Source organism: Modestobacter sp. I12A-02662 (assembly GCF_041028325.1).
GTDB lineage: Bacteria > Actinomycetota > Actinomycetes > Mycobacteriales > Geodermatophilaceae > Modestobacter.
Map to the genome: position 1 here is coordinate 37695 of NZ_JABGDE010000011.1, position 25963 is coordinate 63657.

Consider the following 25963-nt stretch of genomic DNA (forward strand, 5'->3'; position numbering starts at 1 on the left):
GCCGACCGGTCGGCGCTCGTCGTGGTAGCTGGCGAGCAGCTCGTCACCGGCCCGGCCGTGCACGACGGCGGCGAGCTTCCACCCCAGGTTGGCGGCGTCCTGCAGCCCGGTGTTCATGCCCTGCCCGCCGGCGGGGGAGTGCACGTGAGGCGTCGCCGGCGAGGAACACCCGCCCCACCCGGTAGCGGTGGACCTGCCGTTCGTCGCTGTGGAAGCGCGACAGCCACCGCGGGTCGTGCATGCCCCAGTCGGTGCCGAACACCCGGCGGGCGACGTCGGCGATCTCGTCGAGCGTGACGGGCGCGTCGTCGGGCAGCTCGCGGTCGGGGTCGCGGGCGATGACCCGGTACCAGCCGTCGCCGTAGGGGACGACGAAGCAGAACCCGCGGGCGTTGCCGTCGACGGTGAGCAGGTCGGGGGGTGGGTCGGTCATCCGCACGTCGGCCAGCATCAGCGAGCGGACCACCGACTCGCCGGGGAAGTCCAGGCCCAGCTCCCGGCGCACGGTGCTGTGGTGCCCGTCGGTGCCGACCAGCCAGCTCGCGTGCCGGACCTGCGTGGCGCCGTCCGGGTCGCGGTAGGTCACCTCGACCCCGTCGGCGTCCTGCCGCACCTGCTGCACAGATGCACCGCGCAGCACGGCCGCGCCCGCGTCGAGCGCGCGTTCCAGGAGCACCCGCTCCACCTCGTACTGCGGGGTGACCAGCAGGTAGGGGAAGCGGCTGGGCACCGAGGAGAGGTCCACCGAGACCGACCCGAAGAGCCGCAGTCCGGCCACGGTGTTCCCGGCAGCGACGACCGGGTCGGCGAGGCCGCGGGCGTCGAGCTGTTCCAGGGTCCGTGCATGGACGGCGAAGGCGCGGGTCAGGCGCGAGTCGGTGGTGCGCCGCTCCAGCACGGTGACCCGGACGCCCGCGGCGGCGAGGTCGCCGGCGAGCAGCAGCCCGGTCGGTCCGGCGCCGACCACGATCACGTCGGTCATCGTCCTGCCTCCACCGCGTCGAGCACGGAACGGGTGCCGGGGTCGGTGACACCGGCGTCCTGCCAAGCTCGGCGGAGTTCCGCGCTGCCCGTGTGCTGCCGGGCGCCCGCGAGGTCGTCGAAGTCGAAGAGGACGACGACCTCGTGCGGGTCCTCCCGGTTGCGGAACACGGCCGTGGAGCGGCAGCCCGCCGCGGCCCGGGCGGGCCCGAGACGGTCGAAGACCTCCTTCCAGCGGCGGAACTCGCTGATGCGCTGGTGCACCAGGACGTGGGGCACGGTCAACTCCTTCCGGTCGGCGTGCGCAGGGGGCTTCCGGGGCGCCACGGCACGCGAGTGACGCAGGACTGCGTGCGAACCTGCCGACACCGCAGGCCCGAGATCCGGCCGGACACGACGACGCAGACGTCGGTCCGGCGGTCATCCATCGCCGAGCTCTCCTCTCGGTCGTGCGGGGGCGTCCAGGTCGATGCCGGTCAGGCCGGCGCGCAGCCGGTCCTCGACGGAGAGGAGCCGGTGGCGGACCGGCACGGGCAGCCGCGGCAGGAGGCGGGTCAGCCAGGCGTTGCGGGTCACAGCCAGCCGGGACCGCGGGACCACGGTCCTCAGGACGGCGGGTCCGACCCGACGGCTGGCGGCGACGTAGCCGCGCATCGCGTCCTCGTAGGCGACGAACCCCCGGTGGTGGTCGCCGTCGGCCGCGGCGAGCCGGTCGGCGAGGAGGTAGGCGCCGACGGCGGCGACGGTCGTGCCGCCGCCGACCGCCGGGGCGGGGGAGTAGCCGGCGTCGCCGGCGAGTGTCACCCGGCCGCGGGTCCAGGTGTCCATACGGATCTGGGTGACCGCGTCGGAGTGGAAGTCGTCGGCGGCGTCGAGCTCACCGAGCAGCCGGGGGACCTCCCAGCCCACGCCGGCGAACACGTTCCGCAGCAGCGCCTTCTGCCCGGCGACGTCGCCGTGGGGTGCGGCCGGGCCGCCGTGCCGGGACAGGAACACCGCGCGCGCTCGGCCGGTGCCGCGCACCGGGTACAGGACCACCACGCGGTCCGGAGCACTGAACGTGACCATCCGGCCGTCGAGCCCGCGGTGGTCCGGGACGGTGAACACCGCGAGATGGCCGCCGAGGTGGTGGGCGAAGCGCTCCTCCGGGCCGAACACCAGCCGCCGCACGCCCGAGTGCAGCCCGTCGGCACCCACGACGAGGTCGAACCGCCGCGAGGGGCCGTGCTCGAAGCCCACCTGCACTCCGTCGCCGTCCTCCTCGAGGGTCCGGACGGCGTCGTCGAAGACGTACTCGACGTCGTCGCGGGTCGCCTCGTGCAGGATCCGGGCCAGTTCCCCGCGCACGATCTCGACGTGGCCGCCGTCGGCGAAGCCGGCCGCGAGCGTGGCCACCGGGATCTCCACCGGCCGGTGCCCGGGCCGTTCCAGCACGACGACGTCGTTTCGGGTGCGCGCCTCGCGCACCGCGGGCAGCAGCCCCATCCGGTCCACCACCTGCACGGCGGGACCGAAGAGGTCCACCGCGTGTCCACCGGTCCCGTGCCGCAGCTGCGGGCTCCGTTCGACGGCGGCCGGGCGGAACCCGTGCCGGTGCAGCCAGTACGCCAGCACCGGGCCGGCGATCCCTGCGCCCGAGATGAGGACGTCCACCAGTACCCCTAAAGCCAACGGCTGTTGGCGAACAACTGTAGACCCGAGGCCCGCTCGTTGACAACGCCTGTTGGCAGAACTGCCGGCGGCACGCCGACAGCTCCTTTCAGGGTTGGCCGACGAGGTAGTGCTGCAACGTCGGCGCGACCCAGTCGATGAGCTCCGCCCTGCTCAGGTCGACGACGGGGGGCAGGCGCAGGACGTAGCGGGTCAGCGCGACGCCGAGCGCCTGGCTGGAGACGAGCCCGGCACGGACGGGCGCCGAGTCCGGGTCGTCGGTGAGCGCGGCGACCATCGGCGTGAGCTGGTCGTGGAAGATCCTCCGCATCCGGTCGGCCGCGTCGTCGTCGGTGGCGGCGGTGCGCAGCAGGATCTTCAGCCCGGCGTCGTCCTCCCACCGGTTCAGCAGGTGCGTGGCCAGGATGCGGCCGACCTGGTCCCGCGGCGCCGCGGCGAGGTCCGGGAACCGGAGGTCGAAGTCCACGGCCAGGGCGAAGAGCTGTCGCTTGCTCCCGAAGTAGCGCATCACCATCGACGGGTCGATGCCGGCGTCCGCGGCGATCGCCCGCACCGTGGCCCGGTCGTAACCGTCGGCGCTGAAGCGGTCGCGGGCGGCACGGAGGATCGCCTCACGGGCGGGGAGGGACCGGTCGGTGAACGCCATCCGGCGATGGTATGCCAACGGCTGTTGTCATCAGGGGAGGACGGACCTACAGTCGTTCGCCAACAACGGTTGGCACCTGTCGGTGACCGAGGGTCTGCACGCGCCACCACGTCGACGGCGTCCGCCGAGGAGAGGATGAGAGGCACGTCATGAGCGCGGTGCTCATCGCTGGAGCGGGCCCGACCGGCCTGACCCTGGCCTGCGGCCTGGCCGCGGCCGGAGTGCCGGTGCGGGTGGTCGACGCAGCAGACGGGCCCTCGACGACCTCGCGCGCGAACATCCTGCACGCACGCGGCGTCGAGGTCCTCGACCGCATCGGCGCCCTCGGCGATCTGCGGGAGCGCTCACTGCAGCCGATGGGCATGACGATGCACGCCGCCCGACGCGAGCTGGCGACGATGCGGTTCCTGCCCGATCGGCGTGAGGCGACCCAGGCCCTGTTCGTCTCCCAGGCCGCGATCGAGGCCCGCCTGCGGCGGCGGCTCGTCGGCCTCGGCGTCGGCGTCGAATGGGGCACGGCCGTCGAGGGTGCGGTGCAGGATGCGGACGGCGTGACCGTCCGGCTCGCGGGTGGGGCCACCGCACGGGTGGACTGGCTGGTGGGGTGCGACGGCGCGCACAGCCGGGTGCGGGACCTGGCGGGCATCCCGTTCCCCGGGGTGCCGGTGGTCGAGCAGTTCCTCCTCGCCGACGTGCACGCCGACTGGGACCGCGACCGGTCGACGTCCGCGGGGTGGTTCCACCGCGACGGGATGCTGCTGGCGATGCCCATGCCCGACGACGCGGGGGACCTGTGGCGCCTGATGGCGAACGTCGCCCCGACCGGTGAGCGCCTGGCGCCTCCGCAGATCGTCGCGCGGTTGGCGGAGGTCCTGGCCAAACGCGCGGGGGAGCGCGGGATCGGCATCCGGGACGTGGTCTGGACGTCGGTGTTCCGTGTCCAGCGGCGCCTCACCGACGACTACCGCCGCGGCCGGCTCCTGCTCGCCGGCGACGCCGCCCACATCCACAGCCCGATCGGCGGTCAGGGCATGAACACCGGGGTCGGGGACGCGGAGAACCTGGCGTGGAAGCTCGCCCTGGTCGTCGCCGGCCGTGCGGACCCGGCCCTGCTGGACACCTACACCGCCGAACGGCGACCGTTGGCCACGAGGGTCGTCCGACGCACCACGACGACCACCCGTCTCCTGCTCGGCGAGGGGGTCCTGAGCCGGTTCGTGCGGAACCGAGTGCTCGTGCCGCTGCTGCGGCGACCGGGCGTGCAGCGACGCGCGACCCGCGACGCCGCGCAGCTGTGGGTGAGCTACCGGCGCGGCCCGCTGGGCGGGTGGGGGCGCACGCCCCGGCCAGGCGACCGGCTCCGCGACCGCCCCTGCCGCCGGGACGACGGCACCGCGAGTCGCCTGCACCGCGAGCTGGGGCCGGCCTGGGCGCTGCTCGCCCACCCGGAGGCCGACGTCGGTGGCGTGCTCGACGTCGCCCGTGCCCACCTCGGCTCCGAGCGGGTCGTCGTCCTCCGCGACCCGACCACGGCCGGCGCCCTGCTCGTCCGCCCCGACGCCCACCTGGCCGCGCGTGCCGACGTGGCATCCGTGCGCCGCTGGTCCGGGGCCGCCGGGGTCGCCAGCCCCGGCACGCATCCCCAGCTGGGCCCTGCCTCCACCACCTGGAGAGGAGTTGCGTCATGTCCGCATCCCAGCCACCCCCGGGCGGGCTGCCTGACCCTCGACACGACCGCACTCCGGTGCGCGTCGTGGTGGTCGGGGGCACCGGGCTGGTCGGGCGTTCCACGCTCACCGCGCTGCACGCTGCGGGTCACACGGCCGTGCCGGTGGCCCGGTCGACCGGCGTCGACGTCCTGACCGGTGCCGGTCTCGACGAGGCACTCAGCGGGGCCGACGCGGTGATCGACGTGACCAACACCTTCGCCACCGATCCGGCGCAGGCCGAGGACTTCTTCAGCACAGCCACCGGCAACCTCCTGGCCGCCGGGCAGCGCGCCGGGGTCCGCCATCACGTGCTCCTGTCGATCGTCGGGCTCGACCGGGTCCGCGGCAACGGCCACTACCACGGCAAGCGACGCCAGGAGCAGCTGGTGCAGGCGGGCCCGGTGCCCTGGACGATCCTGCGCGCCACCCAGTTCTTCGACCTCGCCGCCATGGTCGTCAGCTGGACGGCGGACCACGGCGCCGCCGCCATCCCGCCCCTGCTGGTGCAACCGGTGGCGGTCGCGGACGTGGCCGCCGCGCTCGCCGAGGTGGTCACCGGTCCACCGCGCAGGACCTCCCTCGACGTGGCCGGTCCCGAGCCGCAGGACTTCGTCGACATGGCCCGCCGCACGCTCGCGGCCCGCCGGGACCCGACTCGGCTGGTGCCCAGCTGGCGCGGTGGCCCGTTCGGTGTGGAGATGGCCGGCGAGGTGCTGCTCCCCGGACCCGAGGCACGGCTCGGCACGACCACCTTCGACGCCTGGCTGGCGGAGATCGCCACGGCCGCGGACGGGGCCTGAGGTGGTCCTCGACGTGCACGCACGCGAACCTCCGGTACGGATGCTGCGCGGGCTCCGGCCCCGCGGGTCCTCGCCGCCCTGGCGGCCGCAGCGGCGACGCCGTCCTTCTTCGCCGTCGCCGCCTCCCGTGCTCCGGAGGGACGGCGGGGCCGCTACGTCGCTGTCATCTCCCTCGGGGTCACCGGTTCCATCACCGTCGGGGTGCCCGCGGGAACCTGGACCGGCGGGGCGTTCGGGTGGCGCGCCACCTTGATCCAGCAACGCCACACCGCACGTTCATGGCACCGGACTCCGAGGAGTGATGCATGTTCCCCACCCACAGCGCCGTCCTGGTCATCGCGAGCCTGGCCGAGACCGCTGCCGCGATCGCGGACCACGCCGGACTGCCCACATCGCCCGGCAGCCCCGTGCGGAGCGGCTGGAACGGGCGCGCAGTCCCAGGTCGGTCCTCCCACGGAGCGACGCGTCTGACCTCGCCGGGCCGGTGGCTGCAGGTCATCGGTGTGGCGCACGCTGGGGTGGGTGTGGTCCTGCACGGGGATCCGCTCGCCGAGATAGTCCGGGCCAAGGTGATCGGATCGGTTCCCGATCGTGGCGATCGCGCCACCGCGTTCTGGTTCCTCACCGTCGCCCCGCTGTCCTGGCTGGCGGGCCGCCTCCTGCGCTCGGCCGAAGTTGCCGGTGACCTCGCTGCACAGCGCGAGGCCGGCGTCGTCCTGACGGCTGTCGGCGTGGCGGGGGCGGCGGTGATGCCCGCGAGTCCGTTCTGGTCGCTGATCGCGGTCGGCCTTGCGTCCGTGCGGGGGAGCAGGGGCAGACGACCGAGGAGCTGACCGCGCCCCCGCCTGAGTTCGGGCAGTTGGCTCACCCAGACGCGGCGGACCCGCCCTGGGACCACCCCCACTTCGGACGACTCGGCGCAGCAACCCGATCCGCTGGGCGGGCAGCGCCCGGGCGGCGGTGACGTGCTCGTCGGCGGAGATCGTCCGATGGCGGGCCCGGATCCGCTCGTGATCGGCCACCACCCGGCCCTCGTAGAGCACCCGCACCCGGGCCAGGTCGGCGAGGACCTCGACCGGCGGCCGATCACCCCGGGATGCACGGAGCAGTCGTTGCCGTCCAGCCGGGGTCGGTTCTCAGGCGTCGACGACAACGTGAACGTCCCGGAGAGGAGGCGACAGCGTCGCGGCTCCGTCGGCATCGCATCACGAGCGGTTCTCACCCAGCCACCGCGCAGCCGCGACCGAGGCCTGTACTGGGGCGCTGGCAAGCTGCACGTCCAGTTCAGCTCCACCGCGCCGACCCGCCGGACGGTGGAGCGGCGCCGAGCGCCTCGGCATCACGCCGCACCCAGAAGGCCCCGGTCGTCGCCCCTTGTCCCACTTCTGTCGCAGTGGCATGCAGCTATCAGCATGCCTCCCTCAGCAGGCCGGACAGGTGTGTTCCGATGCCGTTCTGCGCGCCGAGGGTGTGTGAGAACGCTGATCTACCCCACGGGGAGAAACGGGGAACCGCGTGTCCCGTCAGACCAAGCTCATCAGTGCTGCATTCGCGCTGGCTGCGATCAGCGGCGCCCTCGTGGGCGGCTCCGGCGCCGCTTCGGCGGCGGTCATCACGACCAATCCGAACGTGACCGCCACGGCGAACAACGCCAAGGTGTCGAACGTCAGCGTCAGCTGCGTGCAGTCGTCGGGCGACCACGGTGTCTACACCCTGGGGTTCGGCCTGCCGGCGCTCAAGGCCGACGAGAGCTATGACGTCACCCTGCGCGAGAAGTCCTCCGGGGCGCTGCGCGACTCGGTGCGGGTCACCGCGGGCGAGTCGACGGACAGCATCGTGCTGTCGGCCGCCTCGGACGGCCACCTCCGGGTGCCGGCACTGCGCGCGACGGTCAACAAGCTCATCGGTGGCGTCGTCACGGCAACGTGGGCGGTCAACACCACCGGGCAGTGCGGGTGGAACGACCTCGCCGACCTGCCCGTCGTCGAGGACATGTGGTACTACGAGGAGAACGCGGGTCGGCAGTCCTACAGGGTCACGAACACATCCGATTTCGTGGAGAACGTGCACGTGCTCGCCACGGGCACCTTCTACGGCACCAATGGCTACGTCGGCTCGACCGGTGACCTGGTGCGGCGGACCGTCGCCATCCAGCCACACAGTTCCGTCCAGGTCGAGAGCACGGGCCTGCTGCCCTACGGACCCTGCGGCGTGTACACCGCCTGGACTGCTGCCGGCGGCGGAGTGAACGCGTCCACGCACACATGGACCAGCGAGCCCCGCATCGAGGAGTGGGACCTCCGGGACGGCCACAACGGTGGACTGGACTGCTCCCCGGACGAGGACTGACAGCCGGGTCAGCAGCAGTACCGCGCTCGGCACCGACGAACGCCGAGCACTCGCCTGGACCGGCCGCCCTGGTCCCGTCGGTGGATCGCGACAGATCTCACCCATCGGCATCTCGCGGCCCTGCTGACCTCGACGAGGCATCACCCCGGCCCCTGACCTGCAGGAGCCGGGGTGATGTGGTGTCCGAGGGGCGACGCTCCACATCCGCACACGGTTGCGGCCCTGACCGGACGACCACGGGTCATCCCTGTTGGAGGTCTGCCTCCTCGGCGAACTCCTGGAAGGCCGCGAACGCGCGTGGGCCGTACACGGTGCCCGGTCCGCCGTTCATGGCGATGGCGACGCCGAGCGCCTCGGCGACCTCCGACTCGGTGGCACCGGTGCGGACGGCGCCCCGAGCGTGCGACGCGATGCAACCGTCGCACTCCTTGCTGACCGCGATGGCGAGCGCGATCAGTTCCTTCGTCTTCTGGTCCAGCGCGCCGGCGGCGTACGCGGCCGCGTGCATCGTGCGGTAGCCGTCATAGACCTCGGGGATCGCGCGGCGCAGCGCGCGGGCCGGTTCGCGGAGCTCTTCCTGGACGGCGTGGCCGTGACCCATGACGAGATGGTGGCAGTTGGCGTACCGCAGGGCGCGGTGGCGCGGAGATCTTCCCGATCCGCGCCCGGGTCGGTCCCCGCGCGCACTGTGCTGCTCGGCGGTCCCCTCACCGTCGACGAGGTCATGACGACCGCCACCACGTCGGGCCGCTGCTCCTCGACCGCGTCGACCAGTCGCTCGAAGCGCTCTCGGCAGGTTCAGTCGCCTCAGCGAGGGCAGGTGCGGTCGGCGCAAGGCGGCGGAGGTACCCAGGAGCCGGCCTCCGTCGGTCACGCGGTGCGGTCGTGGCTGGCGGCGTACTCGGCGGTCCACACGCTGTCGTGCAGATCGCGGGGCAGGTCCCCGTTGCCGGTGCTGCGGAACACCGGGTCCTGGCCTGCCCGCGTCTGCCGCTCGAAGTCCCGGAGGGCGCCGAGGGCCCAGCGGCCCAGCAGGACCAGCGCGACGAGGTTGACCAGCGCCATGAAGCCCATGGCGACGTCGGCCAGCGCCCACACCGTCGCCAGTTCCAGCAGGGCACCGGCCCCGACCACGGCGACGACCAGAGTGCGGAACACCGTCAGGGCGATGGGCCGGGCGCGCAGGAAGGTCATGTTGACCTCCGCGTAGGAGTAGTTCCCGAGCACGGAGGAGAACGCGAAGACGAAGATCAGGACGGTCATGACCCAGTTCAGGCCGCTGCCGAGCTCGTGGGCCACGGCAGCCTGGGTGAGCGAGGCTCCCTCGGTCGTCTCGCCGGGCCGGTACACCGCGGAGCCGGCGAACAGGATGATGAACGCCGTCGCGGAGCAGACGATGATGGTGTCGACGAAGACGCCGAGGGACTGGATCAGTCCTTGCTTCACCGGGTGGCTGGTGGTGGCGGTGGCCGCGGCGTTGGGGGCGCTGCCCATGCCGGCCTCGTTGGAGAACAGCCCACGCTTGGCGCCGTTGAGCAGGGCTGCCGCGAGCCCGCCGGTGATGCCGGCCGCGGCCTCGCCGACACCGAAGGCCGCCGAGAAGATCTGGCCGAGCACGGTGCCCACCTGCGTGATGTTGAGCGCGATGATCACCGCGGCGAGCAGCACGTAGGCCAGCGCCATCGCCGGCAGCATGAACTCGGCGACGCGAGCGATGCGGCGGACCCCGCCGAACACCACCGCCGCCGTGAGGACCATGAGGGCAGCCGCGGACCACCACTCGCCGACCCCGTGTCCGGTGGCCAGCACGTCGCTGATGGTGTTGGCCTGGACCATGTTGAACGCCACCCCGAAGGTGAAGATCAGCAGGACGGCGAAGACCATGCCGCCCCGCCGGGACCCGAGGCCGCGCTCGATGTAGAAGGCCGGCCCGCCGCGGAAGCTGCCGTCACCGGCCGGGATCTTGAAGATCTGGGCCAGCGTCGCCTCGATGAGGGCGGTGGCCATGCCCACGAGGGCGACCACCCACATCCAGAAGATCGCCCCGGGACCACCGAGGGTCAGGGCGATGGCGACGCCGGCGATGTTGCCGGTCCCCACCCGCGAGGCCAGGCCGACGCAGAAGGCCTGGAACGACGAGATCCCGCCCTCGGAGCCGCTCCGGGAGGAGGCGACTTGGCGGACCATGCGCCCGAACATGCGGACCTGGACGAAGCGCGTGCGGATCCCGAAGTAGAGGCCCACTCCCAGGAGCACGTAGATCAACACGTACGACCAGAGGACGTTCGAGACGGGGTCGATCAGGTTCTCCTGGATGAAGTCCATCAGGGCCTCCACGTGGTGGGCATGCGGCGCTGGGATCGTGACCTCGCGGGCAAGGGCCGCGTGCTCGTCGTCGAGCTGATGGCTCTCGAAGGGCATCATCGGGCTCGGCGCGGCGACGCGCACCCCGAGCCCGGAACGCGCGAAACCCCGATCCCCGCGGGGTCAGGGTCTCCCGGTGGGGACGGAGCGTGCCAGTCCAGGTGGTCGCGCGTTGGTCCTCTTTGCGGCGCAGGTCAGGCCGGACGGTCGGCGGGCCACACGCCGGTGAGGGCGGAGTCGAGCGCCTCCTCCCAGGAGCGGCGTTCCGCCGCCGTGATCCGGGTGGACTCGGCGGCGAGGTCGACGGCGTGGCGCAGCCGGTCGCGCAGAGCGCGGTCCACGACGCCGCGGGGCGCCCGCCACGCGACCTCCCGCAGCAGGACGGCGATCCGGCGCAGGACGGCCGGTTGACCCGAGGCGTAGTGCAGGGGCTCCTCCAGGGCGAGGGCGACCAGGTCGTCGGGGGTCCACCGGGGCACCACCAGACGCACGACCCCGTCGTCGTCGGCGCGGCAGTCGGGTCCGAGCGGCCGGGAGACGAGGTCACCGAGCAGGGCCGAGGCATGTGACAAGGCGTGCACCGCCGTCGTCGGGTCGTTGATGCCGGGCGACAGCGCACGGACGGCGATGTCGACGACCTTGCGCAGGCTGTAGGCGACGTCGCGAGCGGGGGAGCGTTCGAAGCCCAGTCGTACCGAGCGGCCGAGGACGTCCTGCAACGCCGCTGTGTCCGGGCCGCGGATGCCGTCCCTGGCCCAGGCGTGCGCGAGGGGTGCCCCGGTCACCACGGAGTCACCGATCCGGGCGGCCAGGAGGACCACGACGTCGGAGCCCGCCGCGGCGGACACCAGGCGGTCCTCGTCCAGGTCGACGACGAAGCCGCTGGACGGGGAGGCGACCGGGAGTCCCGGTCCGGACGGCAGCCGAACGGGAGATGGGTGCTCCAGGTCATCGGGCAGCTCCCGGGCGAGGGTCTCGTCGGCCTCCTCGTGGACGTCGCGGAGCATCGTCTCGACCCGGAGGGCGCGGGCCAGATGTCCGAGGAAGAGCACCACGGCCAGGACGCTGCCGAGGGTCAGCACGTAGGCCACGGTGATCGAGAGGCGCGGGACGAACGCGGTTTCCCCCTCGGTGGCGCTCTCGGTGCGCACGGTCCGCAGCACGGTGAGCGCGTACACGAACGTCGCCGTCAACTGGGCCAGGGTCAGCTGGACGACCCGGTCGGTGGCGAAGGTCTGCAGCAACCGGGGCGAGTACTGGCTGCTGCCCAGCTGGAAGGCCACGACGGTCAGGGAGAAGATCAACCCGGTCACCGAGATGAGCGATCCGGCGATCGCGGCGAGCAGGTCGCGGGCCGCCGAGGGGCCTCCGCCGAAGACGAAGGTCAGGGGATGCCCCGAGTCGCGGCTCTCGAGCACCGCGTCCACTGCCGGCAGCCCGATGCCGATGCCGACCGCGACGACGACGGCGATGACCGGGATCGGCCAGAGCGCCCCGCGCAGCCACGTGCTGACCGCACGGACCGCACCGCGTCGCCTGGGCCCGCCCGCTCTCACCGGGAGGACCCATGGCAGGCGTCGGTCAGCACGCTGCGAGCGTCCCGCAGTGGTGCGGCTCCCGCCTGACCACGCAGGAGTCCCGCTGTGGTCGCGGGAGACATCAGGATCCGGGGGAGTACTTCCGCCGGCCGGTCGGCGGGGCCCACGGTCGACTCCGGTGCGCCGGGGAGCGTGGTCGGCAGTCGCGTCCCCGACTGCCAGTGCCCGCAACGGCCCCGATCACACCGGGCTCTTGGCGACCGTGCTCAGACCTCGACCGCGGTGCCGCAGATCCCGCAGAGCTCGAGCTGCCGGCGTCCCCACCGGGCGATCGGCACGAAGAACACCGTGAACTGCTTGGCCTGCCGCACCCGCGCCCACTGCGTGGTGTTGCCGCAGCGCGGGCAGGTGCGCACGGCGCCGGGGCCCAGGTCCTGCTGCTTGGTGCCGAAGCCGAAGAGGAAGAACACGCGGCCACCCTAGGCAGCGGACCGCACCGGCGCGCGGCGCGCTCGTCCGCCTGGCCCCACCGCGTCTTCGCCGGTCAGCGCGCCGCGCACGGCGGATCTACGATCCGAACGCGCCGTCCCAGCACGCGCCGACCTGCACAGCCGCCGTCCGGAGGAGTGCCGCCGATGTCCGACCACCGCCACCTGATCGGCCTTCTCCTCGGGACGGAGGAGGACTGGCCCACGGCCTTCGAGGCGATGATCCGCATGCTCGGCCCGGTGGTCGACGGTTCGGGCAGGCAGCACCACTACGACGTCGAGCGGGTCACCATCGAGCCGTTCGAGCTGTGCGCCCGGCCCCGCTACGAGCTGGTGATCGACCGCCTCGCCTACTGGTACTACCACCCCCGGGAGTGGCTGAAGAAGGTGGCGCTCATGGACGACGTCTACCTGCTCAACAGCCCCTTCACGTTCCAGAGCATGGAAAAGCACGCCGCCTACTGCGCCATGCTGCGGCTGGGCCTGCAGGTGCCCGACACGGTGCTGATCCCGTTCAAGAACCCGCCGGACCACACCAAGTACGCCTACACGGCGGAGCGGTACAACCAGCCGTTCGACCTGGACGCGATCGCGGACCGCCTCGGCTACCCCCTGTTCATGAAGCCCTACGACGGTGGCGCGTGGGTGGGCGTCAGCATGATCCGCAACCCTGCCGAGCTGCACCGGGCCTACGACGAGAGCGGGCAGCGGCTGATGCACCTGCAGAAGGCCGTCGACGGGTACGAGGTCTTCGCGCGCAGCCTGTCCATCGGCCCCGAGACCATGGTGATGAAGTTCGACCCCGACCAGCCCATGCACGGCCGCTACTCGGTGACGCACGACTTCCTGGACGCCGCCACGGGCGAGGAGACGGTGACCATCGGACGGCTGGTCAACGCCTTCTTCCGCTGGGAGTTCAACTCCTGCGAGACCTTGATCAAGAACGGCGTCGTCCACCCGATCGACTACGCCAACGCCTGCCCGGACATCGCGCTGACGAGCCTGCACTACTACTTCCCCTGGGCGCTGAAGGCGCTGGTCCGGTGGTCGGTCTACTGCACCGTCACCGGACGGCAGCCCCGGTACGACCTGGACACCCGCCGCTACTTCGACATCGCCGACCGGAGCGACCTGTCCTACGCCGAGAAGCTGCAGGCCTATCGCGGCCTCGCCGACGACTACTTCCAGGTGGAGGCCTACACGGACTTCTGTGCGAGCCGGCTGGCCCATCTCGACGAGGTCGTGCTCGACTGGGTCCGCGGTCCCGACTTCGACCGGCTCCTGGTGGACACGGTGCGGTCCACCTTCCCGGCACACGAGCACGACCACTTCGTCGAGCACTACCGGGGGCTGCTCGGGCTGTGGGCGCGCGACGAGGAGACCCGCCTCCAGCGCGTCCAGCTCTAGTCGAGCGGCCAATCCGCAACTGGGGTGTTGGCGTGCATGTGCTCGCTGTAGCGGCGCAGCATCTCCCGCAGCGCGTCACGCCGGTCCAGCGGCTTCCGCTGCTCGTCGATCCGGTGGAACGTCTCGGCCTGCCACTCCGCGCCGTTCCGGTAGGTGGTGCAGCGGCGCTCGATGGCGCCCAGCAGCCGGTCGCTGACCGAGGTGTCCACGTCCCACTCGGCCAGGCCCTGCTGGGCCATCGGCAGCAGCCGCCGCAGCACGAGCTCGGTGACCGGCACGGTGCCCAACCCCGGCCAGTACAGCTGGGCGTGGATGCCGTGCCGGGCGCCCTCGGTGAAGTTGTCCTCCGCGGTGGCGAACGACATCTGTGACCACACCGGCCGGTCCTGGGCGGCCAGGGTGCGCAGCAGGCCGTAGTAGAAGGCGCCGTTGGCGAACACGTCGACGATGCTCGGCCCGGCCGGCAGCACCCGGTTCTCGACCCGCAGGTGCGGCTTGCCGTCGTGGATGTCGTACACCGGGCGGTTCCAGCGGTAGACCGTGCCGTTGTGCATCCTCAGCTCCGCGAGCCGGGGGATGTCACCGCGGTCCAGGACGGCCATCGGGTCCTCGTCGTCGCAGACGGGCAGCAGGGCGGGGAAGTAGCGGACGTTCTCCTCGAAGTGGTCGAACACCGAGGTGATGAAGCGTTCGCCGAACCAGACCCGGGGCCGGACGCCCTGGGCCTTGAGCTCCTGCGGCCGGGTGTCGGTGGCCTGCTCGAACAGTGGGATGCGGGTCTCCCGCCACAGCTCCTTGCCGAAGAGGAACGGCGAGTTGGCGCCGAGCGCCACCTGGATGCCGGCGATGCACTGCGCGGCGTTCCAGTGGGCCGCGTAGTCCTGCGGGCTGACCTGCAGGTGGAACTGGGTGCTGGTGCAGGCCGCCTCCGGGGCGATCGTGTCGGCGTGCAGATCCAGCCGCTCGGGGCCGTCGATCGCGATGTGCAGGTCCTCGCCCCGTGCGGCGAAGATCTGCTCGTTGATCAGCGCGTAGCGCGGGTGGGCGGTGATCGCCTCGGCGGTGACGTGCTCGGGGTCGAGGGTCGGCAGCGTGCCGATCATGATGATGTGCGCCCCGATCTCGCGGGCGCGCTCCTCGGCATCGTTGAGGCTGCCCCGCAGCTCCTCCTCGAGCTCGGCGGCGGCGGTGCCGGCCAGCGAGGACGGACGCACGTTCATCTCGATGTTGAACTGGCCCATCTCGGCCTGGAAGACCTCGTCGGCGATGGCGGCCAGGACCTCCTCGTTGCGCATCGCCGGGTCCTGCCGGGCATCGACCAGGTTGAACTCGATCTCCGTGCCGGTCAGCGGCCGCTCGAAGTCGAACTTCGACTCGTTGAGCATCCGGCCGAACACGTCCAGGCAGCGACGCAGCTTCTCCCGGTAGCGGAGCCGGTCGGTGCGGGAGAACTCCTGGGCCTGGACCTCTTCGCCCACGACGGCCGCCTTCCCTCAGCGCAGGTGTGCGGCCAGGTTGGCACAAACCGGCCCGGACGACATGCCGGCCGGTGGCCCGCCGTCCCGTCGCACGGGTCGCGTTGTCGCGAGTCGGCGCTCGTGTCAGGGTGGCCGACGCGGGCGGGGCGGAAGGGGGGCGACGTGAAGGTAACCGACAGGTGGTACTCCGAGCGCCTGGAGCAGCCGATCGGTCTGGCCCGGTGGGGTCACTACGGCACCCCGGTCCTGGTCTTCCCGACGGCGGGCGGGGACGCCGAGGAGATCGAGCACAACGGCGTCGTCGGTGCCTGCTGGCCGCTGATCGAGAGCGGCCGGATCAAGCTCTACTCCTGCGACAGCGTCGCCGGCCAGGCGATGGTGGCGAAGTCCGGGTCCCTCGACCACCGGATGTGGCTGTTCAACCAGTACCACCACTGCGTCCGGCAGGAGGTCGTCCCGGCGATCCGCGCCGACATGGGGGGCGACGAGACGCCGATCGTCACGGCCGGCGCCTCGATCGGGGCGTTCAACGCGCTCGCGGTGCTGTGCCGGTTCCCGGACGTGTTCCGCGCCGCCGTGGGCATGAGCGGCACGTACCGGATCCAGCGGTTCCTCGACGGCGCGTTCTCGCAAGACCTGTTCTTCGCCTCGCCCTTGGACTTCCTCCCGGGGCTGGAGGGCGAGCAGCTCGACCGGCTCCGGAGCAGGTTCGCGATCATCGCCACCGGGCAGGGGGCCTGGGAGGACGTCGGCGCGTCGTGGGAGGCCGGCGACGTGCTCGGCCGCAAGGGCGTGCCGAACCGCGTGGACGTCTGGGGCGCGGAGTGGCCGCACGACTGGCCCACCTGGCAGCGGATGCTCCCGCAGTACCTCGACGAGCTCTGCTGAGTAGAAGGACCCCGTCCTCCTCAGCGCTCGCAGGCTCGCGGCGAGCCTCTGGACGGGGCCGGCTCGGGACGGGGCCTAAGCGGCGAACATCTGGAAGTCGCGGGCGAAGGCCTCGGTCATCTCGATGACCTGCTGCAGCTCGGGGTGCCGGACGACGACCATGCCGTCGCCGGTGACCGTCGAGCGCCAGTCGCGGCGCGGCGTCCCGACCGGGAGCAGGTCGACGAGCGCCACGTGCTGGCCGTACCGCTCCAGCAGCGCGTCGAGGCCCTCGGAGTGCGTGATCCGGCCCGACCCGCGAGCCCGCTTGAAGACGGCGCCGGCGTTGTACCGCCGCTCCAGCGGCGGCATGGACCCGTGCACGACGGCCTGCGCCCAGCCGGCGTAGGTGTCGCCGTCCGTGGCGAGGTTCATCAGGTCCACCACGCGGGCCCCGGGCGGGCGGGCCCCGATCTCGCCGAACACGGCCTCGCCGTCGGACTTGAGGTACCACTCCATGTGCGTGAAGCCGGAACGGAAGCCGAGCGCGGCGAGCACCGCCTCACCCATCTGCCGCCCGCCGGCCAGCTGGGGCACGGACAGGTCGCGCAGCGAGATCGACACCGGGCTGACCCACTCGTGCGTGCGCATCTGCAGCGGCCGCGGCCGGTACCACAGGACGTGCTCGAACAGGATCCGGCCGTCGGCGCAGATGGTGTCGAAGGTGAACTCCTCCCCGTCGACGAACTCCTCGACGCTGACCTCGGGCACGTGCCGCAGCAGGGGGAGTGCGGCGGCGAGCTCGGTGTCGGAGTCCACCCGGTAGGTGTCCGCCGAGCCGGCCCCTGCGATCGGCTTGACGATAAGCGGGTAGCCGACCTTCGCCGCGGCCTCCCAGACCTCGGCGACGGTGCGCGCGCTGACGTGCCACGGCGTCCGGATCCCGGCGGCGTCGAGCAAGCGCTTCATCTGCTCCTTGTCCCGGAAGGGCACGGTCTGCTCGACGGTGAGACCGGGCAGGCCGAACGTCTCCCGGATCCGGGCGGCCAGGATCATGTACGGCTCCCAGAGGCACTCCACCTGGTCGAGCGAGGCGTGCCGGGACAGCCCGCGCAGCGCGTCGAGCACCGCCCCCTCGTCGGCGAGGTCGACGTGCTCGTAGTGCGCGAGCGACGAGCGGGCGGCCTCGGGCAGCGCGTGCGGCGGCTGGTCGCCGACACCGATGACCCGGGCCCCCACCCCGGCCAGGGCCCGGGTGAAGTAGGCCATCTCGGCCGGGTAGCCGGGAGAGAGCATGACGATGTTCATCGGACCTCCGGTGGATGACCTGTCGTCTCACGCCTCGGCGAGCTCCACGCGGACCCCGCCGACGATCTGCTGCAGCGCGTCCTCCACGACCGCGGTGTCGGGGGCGCGCACCATCACGTACCCCTCGCCCAAGTAGTCGGTGGCGGCCGGCCGGCCGGGCTCGGGCAGCCGCGCCTCCACGACCAGGTGCCCGATCCGCTGCTGGACGGCGTCGACGCCGTGCACCGCGCGCACCCGCCCGTGCCCCATGCCGCGCAGGTAGGCGGTGCCGGCCGAGAACCGCCGCTCGGGCACCGGGAACCGGCCGAGGAGGACCAGCTCGGCCCACGCGCGGTACAGGTCGAAGTCGTGCGCGTGACCGTGCATCGAGGTCAGCTGCGCCCCCGGCGGCCGGGCGGCCACCTCCGAGACGGCGACCGAGCCGTCGGGCCGGGCGAACCACTCCATGTGCGTGAGCGCGTCGGTGACGCCCAGGGCCTCGAGCGCCGCCGGACCCCACCTGTGGATGCCCTCGTACCGCGGGCCGCTGGTGTCGCGGGGCAGCACGACCGTCCACTGGATCCACGGGTTGCGCAGCACCTCCAGCGGCGGCGGCCGGTAGTCCGCGATCGACGACCACACCGTCGACCCGCCGACCGTCACGCTGTCGAAAGTGTGCTCCTCGCCGGTGAGGAACTCCTCGAGCAGCGCGGGGGAGTCCTCGCCCAGCGGCACGGCCGCCAGCCAGCTGCGCAGCATGTCCCCGTCGTCCAGCCGGAACGTCGACTGCGCGCCGGCACCCGCCGGCGGCTTGGCGACGAGCGGGAACCCGACCTCGCCGGCGAAGGCCGTGGCCTGGCCGGCGCTGCACACGAGCGCGTGGCGGGCGCAGGGGATGCCCGCCGCCTGCAGCGTCTCCTTCATCTGCGACTTGTCCCGGACGTTGCGCGCCGTCCGGACGTCCATGCCCTCGATGCCGAGGGCCTCGCGGACCTCGGCGAGGGGCACCTGGAGCTGTTCGAGGGCGCTGACGAGCCGCTCCACCCGGCCCATCTGCCCGGCGAGGCCGTCCACCGCCCAGGCCAGCTGTCGCGGGTCGAGCGGGTCCGCCACGCGCCAGTGGCCGGCCAGCCGCCGGCGCAGCTCCGGCGGTACCTGCTCCACCGGCTCGCAGGTGACCAGGCCGAGCCGGACGTCCGGCAGCTCTGCGGCGACGGACACGAACCGCGCGGTGGCCGGCAGGAGGTACGGCGCGACGAAGGCGGCGACGACCACGGTCGGACGCTACCGAAGGGACCCCCCACCCCCAACCGCTCGCAAGCTCGCGGTCGGATCCTGCGGGGGGCCGAGACGCCTTCTAGAGTCCCCCGCATGAACGTGGTCCTGGTCGATCCGGCGTTCCCGCCGACGCAGCGCCGGTTCGTGCAGGCCCTCACCGAGGTCGGCGCGACGGTGATCGGGATCGGCGAGCGACCGACGGAGTGGCTGGACGACGAGCTGCGCTCCTGGATGGCGCACTACCACGTCGTGCCCAGCGTCACCGACGTCGGCGTGATGACCGACGCGGTCCGGTGGATCCAGGACAACACGTGGGTCGATCGGCTGGAGGCCACCATCGAGGCGCACACCCTGGCCGCCGCCCAGGTGCGGGAGGCCTGCACGATCCCGGGGACGTCGGTGCGGACGGCGTGGCTGTGCCGCGACAAGCCGTCGATGAAGGAGGTGCTCCGGTCCGCCGGGGTGCCGACGGCGGCCTCCACCGCCGCCTCCACCGCCGACGAGGTGCGCGACTTCGCGCGGGCGGTCGGCTACCCGCTCATCCTCAAGCCCCGCTCCGGAGCCGGCGCCCTGGACACCACGCGGGTCGACGACGACTCCGGGCTGGCCGCGGCGCTGGGCCTGTTCGGCGGCCAGCAGGTCGACTCGATCGCGGTGGAGGAGTTCGTCGAGGGGCACGAGGGCTTCTACGACACCGTCTCGGTCGACGGCGTCCCGGCGCTGGACTTCGTGTCGCACTACTTCCCGAACGTGCTCGAGGCGATGCGCACCCGCTGGATCTCGCCGCAGTTCGTGACGACCAACCGGATCGACTCGGTGGCCGACTACCAGGAGCTGCGCGACCTGGGGCGCCGGGTCAACGAGGCGCTCGGGATCGGCACCAGCGCCACGCACATGGAGTGGTTCTTCGGTCCCAAGGGCCTGAAGTTCAGCGAGATCGGCTGCCGCCCGCCCGGCGTGGGCGCCTGGGACCTCTACTCGGCCGCCAACGACCTGGACGTCTACCGCCAGTGGGCCGACTCGATCGTCCAGGGCCAGGTCTGGGGGCAGCCGTCCCGCCAGTACTCGGCCGGCATCGTCGCGCTGCGACCCGACCGGGACGGCGTCATCTCCGGGTACTCCGGCGTGGAGGAGATCCAGGCGCGGCACGGGCAGTGGGTGCTGGACGCGCACCTGCCGCCGCCGGGCACGCCGACCCAGCCGGAGACGGCCGGGTACATGGCCAACGCCTACGTCCGGATGCGGCACCCGGACTTCGACACGCTGCGCGGCATGCTCGACGACGTCGGCCGCACCGTGCACGTGCACGCGAACTGAGGCCGGCCGCGGTGACCCCGTCGATCACGCTGCTCGGGCCGCAGCGCCGTCCGACCCTGGACCGGGTCCTGCCGTCGCTGCACGTCGACGGGCCGGTGGCCGTCGTCAACGCGGGCTGGCGGGAGCGGGAGTCCGACGACGAGGAGCTCCTCGGGCTGGCCGGTGCGCAGGCGGTGAACCTGCGGTTGTTCTCCCGCTGGATGGACGCGCTGCGGGCCGATCCCGAGTACGCCGCGGCCGAGCGCGAGCACCGGCAGGTGCTCGACGAGCTCCGGCAGCTGTACCTGATCCGGCTGTACCACGCGCTGCAGGCGGAGTCCGCGGTGACCGCGCGCACCCACGGGCGCGCGCACACGCTGAGCATGGCCTCCGCCGACGCGATGGAGGCGGTGCGGCTGCTCGACGCGACGCACCTGGCCAGGGTCGCCGAGCTGCACGACGACTTCTACGGCACCTGGCGGCTGGAGGAGCGGGGCACGATCGCCGCCCACCGCGCGGAGGTGCGCGAGCTGCTGTCGGCCGCGCAGTGCCTGGTCATCGCCGGCGGGCACGTCGGCGAGCTGATCAGGGTCCTGCACCTGTTCCACCTGTCGCCGCACGTGCCCCCGCGGGTGGTGGCGTGGTCGGCGGGTGCGATGGCGCTGACGCCCCGGGTGGTGCTCTTCCACGACCGCGCGGCGCAGGGCGCCTCGCTGACCGAGGTCTTCGACGCGGGCATCGGCGTGGTCCCCGACCTCGTCCTGCTCCCGCACGCGCGGCGGCGGCTGGTGACCGACGACGTGCTCCGGATGTCGGTGCTGGCCCGCCGGTTCGCGCCGGTCCCGTGCGTGGTCCTGGACGACGGTGTCCGGGTCGACCTCGGTCCCGACGGTGCGCTGCCACCGGATGCCCGCGTGGTCGGCACCAACGGGCTGATCACCGAGGGGACGGCGGCATGACCTCGGCTCGGACCGGTCCCGCGGAGCTCGCCGTCCACCGGCTCACGTCGGCCACCCCCCTGGACGCCGAGGCGGTCGACCGGTTCCTCGGCGAGCACGAGGTCCCGGTGGTCGAGGGCGACCGGTGCACCTTCCTGTGGCGCGGCGAGGCGGACGAGGCGTGGGTCTGCCAGCGGATCGTCGGGCTGCCCGACCGGATCTCCATGCACCGGGTGCACGGCACCGACCTGTGGTTCCTGGTGCTGGAGCTGCCGGAGGGGTCGCGGGTCGAGTACCAGATCGAGATCCGGCGCGGCGAGCACTACGAGCGCTTCAACGACCCGCTCAACGAGAAGCGGTCGCACAGCCCCATGGGCTCGTCGTCGGTCTGCTTCGCCGTGGGCTACCAGACCCCGGACTGGGTGCTGCCCGACCCCGACGCCCGCCCGGGCGAGCTGCGGGAGCTCGTGCTGCGCAGCGAGGCGCTCGGCCGCGACGCGCACGTCACCCTCTACCTGCCGGCCCGCTTCCGGCCGACGGCCTCCTACCCGCTGCTCGTCGTGCACGACGGCGGGGACTTCCTGCAGTACGCCTCGATGAAGACCGTCCTGGACAACCTGATCCACCGGCTCGACGTCGAGGAGACCGTCGTCGCCTTCACCCACCCCGGCGAGCGGCTGGAGGAGTACGCCAACTCCGCGGCGCACTCCCGGTTCCTCACCGAGGAGCTGCTGCCGGAGCTGGAGTCGTCACTCCCGCTCGTCGGGCAGCGTGCGGGGCGCTGCCTGCTCGGGTCCTCCTTCGGCGGCGTCGCCGCCCTGTCGGCCGCCCACCGGTCGCCGGACACGTACGGCTCGCTGGTGCTCATGTCCGGGTCGTTCGTGTTCACCGACATCGGCAGCGACCACGGCGGCGGCCCGCTCTTCGACCCGGTCGTCGAGTTCGTGAACGGCTACCGGGCCAAGCCGCGCGCCGTCGCCGACCGGGTCTTCCTGTCCTGCGGCGTCTACGAGGAGCTGATCGTGCCGAACCGGTCGATGGTGCACGTGTTCGAGAACGCCGGCATGCAGGTCCGCTACACCGAGGCCCGCGACGGCCACTCCTGGGAGAACTGGCGGGACCGGCTGCGCGACGCGCTGTCCTGGGTGTACCCGGGGCCCCAGAAGCTCTACTACGAGTGAGCGGCGGGCCGACCGCAGGCCTCGACGAGCGATGTCCCGAAACCCGTGGACGTGTCCCGGACATCGGGTGGGTGTGACTGGCATCGAGGCGGCGACTTGCCGGCGAAGCCGGAGTGGGAGGACCCGGCGGAGGACGTGCGGCGACAGGGACCCCGTTCGATGTGCGAAGCCCCTGACCACCATGGTCGCGTCTCACGGCGCGCGTGACCAAGCCGGTGCAGCCGGGAGCGGCACTCGTACTCGGACTCGCGCTCGCGTGGGACCATGGCCGACACGAAGTGCCCTTGGACACCGGCGTTCGCAGGAGCGGACATGACGCGATATCTCGTCATCGCGCACGAGACGGTCACCAACCCGGACTTGCTCAAGCAGGTCCGCGCCGTCAAGGAGCAGGAAGGGGGCGCGGAGTTCGTGCTCCTCGTACCGGCGACGCCAGTGCGGCACCTGCTGTTCCGGCAGGGCGACGAGCACGACGCCGAGGTCGCCGCCCGCAAGCTCGCGGACCGAGCCAGGACGCTGTTCGCCAAGAAGGGGGTGCCGCTCAGCGACGTCCGCGTCGGCGCGCCTGATCCGGTCGCGGCGATCGAGGCGGAGGTGGAGGCCAACCCGGGGTACGCCGGGTTCATCATCTCCACGTTGCCGGAGGAGAAGTCCCGTTGGCTGCGGATGGACCTGCCGCACACGGTCCGATCGAAGTACGGCCTGCCCGTCCACCACGTCGTGGCCGCCCAGGACTTCACGCGCGGCGCTCTGCCCTGACCGTTGCTGCGCGACTGCGCGCGCCGCCGCCGATCCGACGAACACCCGCGCGCCGCCCGCGCCACTCCACCGAGGCAGGCGCCGTTGAGCTGCTCGCCATCCGGGTGAGGCCACGACAGGCAGATCTCGGCCTCAGCGGCTCGGCGCAGAGGACGTGGCGGCAGAGCACTGATGGACCGCCCGGGTGCAGTGGAGGTCTGGTGTGGCTGGGCAGTGCTGCCGTCCGTTGACGCCGGAACGACGTCGATGGGCAGACGCGGTCGTGGGATCCACGATGCGTGTGGTCGTGGTGGCGACCTGGGGAGGACGCATGGCGGACGTCGGACCTGTGCAGCCCGGCGCGATCGCGCGGCGGGGTGCGACCAGCGTCATCCCATCGCCCCGATGGGCGGCGCGGCTGCCGAGGCGGCGCACGATCGTCCCTGCCGGCCTGCGTGCGCTGACCGCCGAGCCGCTGCTGCCGGCCTCGGCGCTGGCCGTCGTCGCATGGGCTGCGGCGAGGGTCGCTGCCCGCGCCGCCGGCAGGGGCCGAGGGCCGGCCGGAGCCGGAGCGACCGGCCGGGTCCACGGCCCCGGGGCTCCCGGCGCCCTGGTCGAGGTGTCCTGGACCCACGTGGAGGTGCACTGGCGGGGGTGACCTCCGCAGTCACGGGCGGACCACCTGGCGCTCGTCGGCCGGGAGGGGAGCCATCATCGGCGCATGAGTGACCTCGTCGTCCGCCCCGCTGTCCGCGGTGACCTCCGACCCGCCCGCGACGCCGCGGTCGCGGCTCTCCGCGACGACCCGGCGTGGACGCACGTCCTCCCGGACGCCGGAGAGCGGAGGACGGCGCTGCGGGCGCTCGTCGGCTTCTCGCTGGCCGACGCCGGGTGCTCCGCCCGGGTGGCGGTCGCCGGCACCGTCGTCCTCGGAGCGGCCGTGTGGCAGCCGCCGGGCCGCTACCCGGTCAGCACGGTGCGCCGGCTGCGGGGGCTGCCGCACCTGCTGCCGATGACGGTCGGCCTGGGCCGCAGGACCCGGGACGTCCAGCGTCTCGGGAGCGCCATCGACGCCGCTTTCCCGTCCCGCCCGGTCCGCTACCTGCAGGTGCTGGGAGTGGCGCCCGCGGCGCAGGGTCGGGGGATCGGGTCGCTGCTGCTCGACGAGCAGCTGTCCCGCTCCGACGCGGCCGGCGAGCCCGTCTACCTGGAGACCGGCAAGCCGACGAACGTCGGGTGGTACGCGGCGCGCGGCTTCGAGCCGGTGGCTCCTGGCGGGGCGCTCCACCCGGGCGGTCCGCCGATGTGGCGCATGCTCCGCGAGCCCGCCGGCGGTACGCCGACACGATCGTGACCGAGCACGGCACGGCACCCGTGACCGACCTCTGCGACGCGCTCGTGGACGCGTCGGTCGACGGCGGGGAGGTCCACATCACGTCGAGTGCAGGAGCGACTCGGCGGCGGGGGGAGGGACGTCCCTCCCTGTCCTCCTAGCCTTGTCGCGTGGGCCCCACGACTCGCTACCGCGCGAAGCGGAACGCCGGCCTCCCGGACCGGGCATGGCGGGCCATCTCCGGCTCCGGTCCTCCCACCGAGCCGTTCGCCCTCCGCTCCCAGCCGAGCCGGCTCGACGACGCCACCGCGCACATGGCCCTGGGGCTCGCCCTGCGCATCGGGGAGTCGATGATGGCCGTCGGCGCCTCGGCGGCCGACGTCGATGCCACGGTGCTGCGGGTGGCGGCGACCTACGGGCTGACCGGCTGCCAGGTCGACATCACGTACACGTCGCTGACGGTCAGCTACGACCGCGACGACGCCCTGCCGCTCACGCTCATGCGCATCGTCCGTCCGCGGGGCATGGACTACACCAGGCTCCAGGGCGTCATCGACCTGGCGCGGGCGATCAAGGCGGACCGCCTCGACATCCGGGACGCGCACCAGCGGCTGGATGCCGTCGTGTCCGCGCCGTACCCCTACCGCCGCCGTGTCCACGCGCTCGGCTGGTCGGGGATGGCCGGCTCCGTCGCCTTCCTGCTCGGAGGTGGGTGGTTGGTGGCCCTGGTCGCGGCGCTGACCACGGCCACCATCGAGCAGATGATCCGGGTCCTCGGCCGGCGCGGGCTCCCGCCGTTCTTCCAGCAGGCGGCCGGGGCCGCCCTGGCGACCGGGGTGGCGGTCCTCCTCGTGGCATGGGACGTCGACGTCCGCAGCTCGCTGGTCGTCGCCGCGGGGATCGTCGTGCTCCTGGCCGGGCTCTCCTTCGTCGGCTCCGCGGAGGACGCGATCGGCGGGTTCTCGGTCACCGCTGCCGGGCGGGCCTTCGAGGTGGTGACGCTGACGGCCGGCATCGTCGTCGGCATCGCGGGGGTCCTCGACCTGACCCGGCGGGCCGGGGTCCCGCTGGCCGTGGTCGACCCCTCGCCGGTCACCGTGCCGTTCCCGGTCACCCTGGGCGCGGCCGCCGGGATCGCCGGGTTCTGGGCGCTCGCATCGCGGGCCCGGCTGCGAGGCGTCGGCGTCGCGACCGTGGCCGGCGCGCTGGCGTGGACCACCAGTTCGGTGGCCGGCGACCTCGGTGCCGGCCCAGCGGTGGCGAGCGCGACCGCCGCGGTCGTCCTCGGGTTCTGCGAGGAGTCCCTGACCGGTCGGCTGCGGATCCCTCCGCTGCTGGTCGCGGTCTGCGGCATCGTCCCGCTGTTGCCGGGGCTCGCGATCTACCGTGGTCTCTTCGAGATCGTCGTGGAGGCCGACCCGGTCAGCGGGCTCAACGCGCTCGTCGGTGCGGCGGCCATCGGCCTCGGCCTCGCCGCCGGCGTGGTGCTGGGCAGGTACCTCGGTCGGCCGCTGGGCGTGGAGCGCGACCGGTTCGACCGGGGGGCGCGCCGCCGCGCCACGACCAGCGACTGACCGGACCGGCACCTGCCGCCCGTCGCCCCCCACGACGACG

The 25963-nt window shown here is 72.8% G+C and carries 22 protein-coding genes and 1 pseudogene; 12 read left to right on the forward strand and 11 right to left on the reverse strand.

The window, feature by feature from the left end; translation table 11 throughout:
* Window positions 1-42: 42 nt before the first annotated feature.
* The 4 genes and pseudogenes from HL189_RS16585 to HL189_RS16600 all read right to left on the reverse strand — a co-directional run.
* A pseudogene (locus HL189_RS16585) lies at window positions 43-982 on the reverse strand (FAD-dependent monooxygenase); the annotation flags it as partial.
* Window positions 979-1260 (reverse strand): antibiotic biosynthesis monooxygenase, encoded by a 282-nt coding sequence (locus HL189_RS16590; protein ID WP_369134819.1) that lies wholly within the window; start codon window positions 1258-1260, stop codon window positions 979-981. The pseudogene HL189_RS16585 and the gene HL189_RS16590, both read right to left, overlap by 4 nt.
* Window positions 1261-1401: 141 nt before the next feature.
* Complete coding sequence (locus HL189_RS16595; protein WP_369134820.1) at window positions 1402-2634, reverse strand: FAD-dependent monooxygenase; 1233 nt, start codon at window positions 2632-2634, stop codon at window positions 1402-1404.
* Between the two features lie 106 nt (window positions 2635-2740).
* Window positions 2741-3298 (reverse strand): TetR family transcriptional regulator, encoded by a 558-nt coding sequence (locus HL189_RS16600; protein WP_369134821.1) that lies wholly within the window; start codon window positions 3296-3298, stop codon window positions 2741-2743.
* A 149-nt stretch (window positions 3299-3447) separates the two neighbouring features.
* Between HL189_RS16600 and HL189_RS16605 the strand changes: the two genes are divergently transcribed.
* The 4 genes from HL189_RS16605 (at window position 3448) to HL189_RS16620 (ending at window position 8156) form a co-directional block, all read left to right on the forward strand.
* Entirely contained in the window at window positions 3448-5160 is a 1713-nt protein-coding gene (locus tag HL189_RS16605; protein ID WP_369134822.1) for an FAD-dependent monooxygenase, read from the forward strand.
* The gene (locus HL189_RS16610; protein ID WP_369134823.1) at window positions 5130-5807 is read left to right on the forward strand and encodes an SDR family oxidoreductase; all 678 of its coding nucleotides are present in this window, start codon (window positions 5130-5132) and stop codon (window positions 5805-5807) included. Before HL189_RS16605 ends, HL189_RS16610 begins: the two co-directional genes overlap by 31 nt.
* Before the next feature lie 305 nt (window positions 5808-6112).
* A complete protein-coding gene (locus HL189_RS16615) occupies window positions 6113-6640 on the forward strand; it encodes a DUF6463 family protein (protein ID WP_369134824.1) in 528 nt (175 codons plus the stop codon).
* Window positions 6641-7322: 682 nt separating this feature from the next.
* Window positions 7323-8156 carry a hypothetical protein gene (locus HL189_RS16620; protein ID WP_369134825.1) on the forward strand — a complete coding sequence of 278 codons (834 nt, stop codon included), beginning with the start codon at window positions 7323-7325 and terminating at the stop codon, window positions 8154-8156.
* Between the two features lie 241 nt (window positions 8157-8397).
* Here the strand turns inward: HL189_RS16620 and HL189_RS16625 are convergent, their stop codons facing one another.
* The 4 genes from HL189_RS16625 to HL189_RS16640 form a co-directional block, all read right to left on the reverse strand.
* Complete coding sequence (locus tag HL189_RS16625; protein WP_369134826.1) at window positions 8398-8757, reverse strand: carboxymuconolactone decarboxylase family protein; 360 nt, start codon at window positions 8755-8757, stop codon at window positions 8398-8400.
* A gap of 269 nt (window positions 8758-9026) precedes the next feature.
* The gene (locus HL189_RS16630) at window positions 9027-10481 is read right to left on the reverse strand and encodes an alanine/glycine:cation symporter family protein (protein WP_369134827.1); all 1455 of its coding nucleotides are present in this window, start codon (window positions 10479-10481) and stop codon (window positions 9027-9029) included.
* 233 nt (window positions 10482-10714) lie between these two features.
* Window positions 10715-12076 (reverse strand): DUF2254 domain-containing protein, encoded by a 1362-nt coding sequence (locus HL189_RS16635; protein WP_369134828.1) that lies wholly within the window; start codon window positions 12074-12076, stop codon window positions 10715-10717.
* Between the two features lie 248 nt (window positions 12077-12324).
* Entirely contained in the window at window positions 12325-12528 is a 204-nt protein-coding gene (locus HL189_RS16640; protein WP_369134829.1) for a zinc-ribbon domain-containing protein, read from the reverse strand.
* A gap of 165 nt (window positions 12529-12693) precedes the next feature.
* On the opposite strand from HL189_RS16640, the gene HL189_RS16645 reads away from it, so the two are divergent.
* Window positions 12694-13953 (forward strand): RimK family alpha-L-glutamate ligase, encoded by a 1260-nt coding sequence (locus HL189_RS16645; protein ID WP_369134830.1) that lies wholly within the window; start codon window positions 12694-12696, stop codon window positions 13951-13953.
* Here the strand turns inward: HL189_RS16645 and HL189_RS16650 are convergent.
* Window positions 13950-15431, reverse strand: a complete 1482-nt coding sequence (locus HL189_RS16650) for a glutamate--cysteine ligase (RefSeq protein WP_369134831.1) — start codon at window positions 15429-15431, stop codon at window positions 13950-13952. The genes HL189_RS16645 and HL189_RS16650 overlap by 4 nt on opposite strands.
* Before the next feature lie 162 nt (window positions 15432-15593).
* Here HL189_RS16650 and HL189_RS16655 point away from each other — a divergent pair, with 162 nt between their 5' ends.
* Entirely contained in the window at window positions 15594-16319 is a 726-nt protein-coding gene (locus HL189_RS16655) for an esterase family protein (RefSeq protein ID WP_369134832.1), read from the forward strand.
* A gap of 75 nt (window positions 16320-16394) precedes the next feature.
* On the opposite strand, the gene HL189_RS16660 is transcribed toward HL189_RS16655, so the two are convergent.
* Complete coding sequence (locus HL189_RS16660; RefSeq protein WP_369134833.1) at window positions 16395-17606, reverse strand: acetyl-CoA carboxylase biotin carboxylase subunit family protein; 1212 nt, start codon at window positions 17604-17606, stop codon at window positions 16395-16397.
* 27 nt (window positions 17607-17633) lie between these two features.
* The gene (locus HL189_RS16665) at window positions 17634-18860 is read right to left on the reverse strand and encodes a hypothetical protein (RefSeq protein WP_369134834.1); all 1227 of its coding nucleotides are present in this window, start codon (window positions 18858-18860) and stop codon (window positions 17634-17636) included.
* Between the two features lie 96 nt (window positions 18861-18956).
* On the opposite strand from HL189_RS16665, the gene HL189_RS16670 reads away from it, so the two are divergent.
* The 6 genes from HL189_RS16670 to HL189_RS16695 all read left to right on the forward strand — a co-directional run bounded on the left by HL189_RS16670 (window position 18957) and on the right by HL189_RS16695 (window position 25923).
* Entirely contained in the window at window positions 18957-20180 is a 1224-nt protein-coding gene (locus HL189_RS16670; protein ID WP_369134835.1) for an acetyl-CoA carboxylase biotin carboxylase subunit family protein, read from the forward strand.
* Between the two features lie 11 nt (window positions 20181-20191).
* The gene (locus HL189_RS16675) at window positions 20192-21118 is read left to right on the forward strand and encodes a hypothetical protein (RefSeq protein WP_369134836.1); all 927 of its coding nucleotides are present in this window, start codon (window positions 20192-20194) and stop codon (window positions 21116-21118) included.
* On the forward strand, window positions 21115-22278 hold the full coding sequence (locus HL189_RS16680; protein WP_369134837.1) for an alpha/beta hydrolase-fold protein: 1164 nt from the start codon (window positions 21115-21117) through the stop codon (window positions 22276-22278). Before HL189_RS16675 ends, HL189_RS16680 begins: the two co-directional genes overlap by 4 nt.
* A gap of 312 nt (window positions 22279-22590) precedes the next feature.
* Window positions 22591-23037 (forward strand): hypothetical protein, encoded by a 447-nt coding sequence (locus HL189_RS16685; RefSeq protein ID WP_369134838.1) that lies wholly within the window; start codon window positions 22591-22593, stop codon window positions 23035-23037.
* Between the two features lie 700 nt (window positions 23038-23737).
* Complete coding sequence (locus tag HL189_RS16690) at window positions 23738-24370, forward strand: GNAT family N-acetyltransferase (RefSeq protein WP_369134839.1); 633 nt, start codon at window positions 23738-23740, stop codon at window positions 24368-24370.
* 149 nt (window positions 24371-24519) lie between these two features.
* A complete protein-coding gene (locus tag HL189_RS16695; RefSeq protein ID WP_369134840.1) occupies window positions 24520-25923 on the forward strand; it encodes a threonine/serine exporter ThrE family protein in 1404 nt (467 codons plus the stop codon).
* The last annotated feature ends 40 nt before the right edge of the window (window positions 25924-25963 follow it).

What these genes read in the sequence shown, in the direction of transcription:
- HL189_RS16630 (WP_369134827.1), bottom strand. Translation starts at nt 10,481, where the DNA reads ATGGACTTCATCCAGGAGAACCTGATCGACCCCGTCTCGAACGTCCTC.
- HL189_RS16625 (WP_369134826.1), bottom strand. Translation starts at nt 8,757, where the DNA reads ATGGGTCACGGCCACGCCGTCCAGGAAGAGCTCCGCGAACCGGCCCGC.
- HL189_RS16680 (WP_369134837.1), top strand. Translation starts at nt 21,115, where the DNA reads ATGACCTCGGCTCGGACCGGTCCCGCGGAGCTCGCCGTCCACCGGCTC.
- HL189_RS16645 (WP_369134830.1), top strand. Translation starts at nt 12,694, where the DNA reads ATGTCCGACCACCGCCACCTGATCGGCCTTCTCCTCGGGACGGAGGAG.
- HL189_RS16660 (WP_369134833.1), bottom strand. Translation starts at nt 17,606, where the DNA reads ATGAACATCGTCATGCTCTCTCCCGGCTACCCGGCCGAGATGGCCTAC.
- HL189_RS16605 (WP_369134822.1), top strand. Translation starts at nt 3,448, where the DNA reads ATGAGCGCGGTGCTCATCGCTGGAGCGGGCCCGACCGGCCTGACCCTG.
- HL189_RS16690 (WP_369134839.1), top strand. Translation starts at nt 23,738, where the DNA reads ATGAGTGACCTCGTCGTCCGCCCCGCTGTCCGCGGTGACCTCCGACCC.
- HL189_RS16670 (WP_369134835.1), top strand. Translation starts at nt 18,957, where the DNA reads ATGAACGTGGTCCTGGTCGATCCGGCGTTCCCGCCGACGCAGCGCCGG.
- HL189_RS16615 (WP_369134824.1), top strand. Translation starts at nt 6,113, where the DNA reads ATGTTCCCCACCCACAGCGCCGTCCTGGTCATCGCGAGCCTGGCCGAG.
- HL189_RS16600 (WP_369134821.1), bottom strand. Translation starts at nt 3,298, where the DNA reads ATGGCGTTCACCGACCGGTCCCTCCCCGCCCGTGAGGCGATCCTCCGT.
- HL189_RS16685 (WP_369134838.1), top strand. Translation starts at nt 22,591, where the DNA reads ATGACGCGATATCTCGTCATCGCGCACGAGACGGTCACCAACCCGGAC.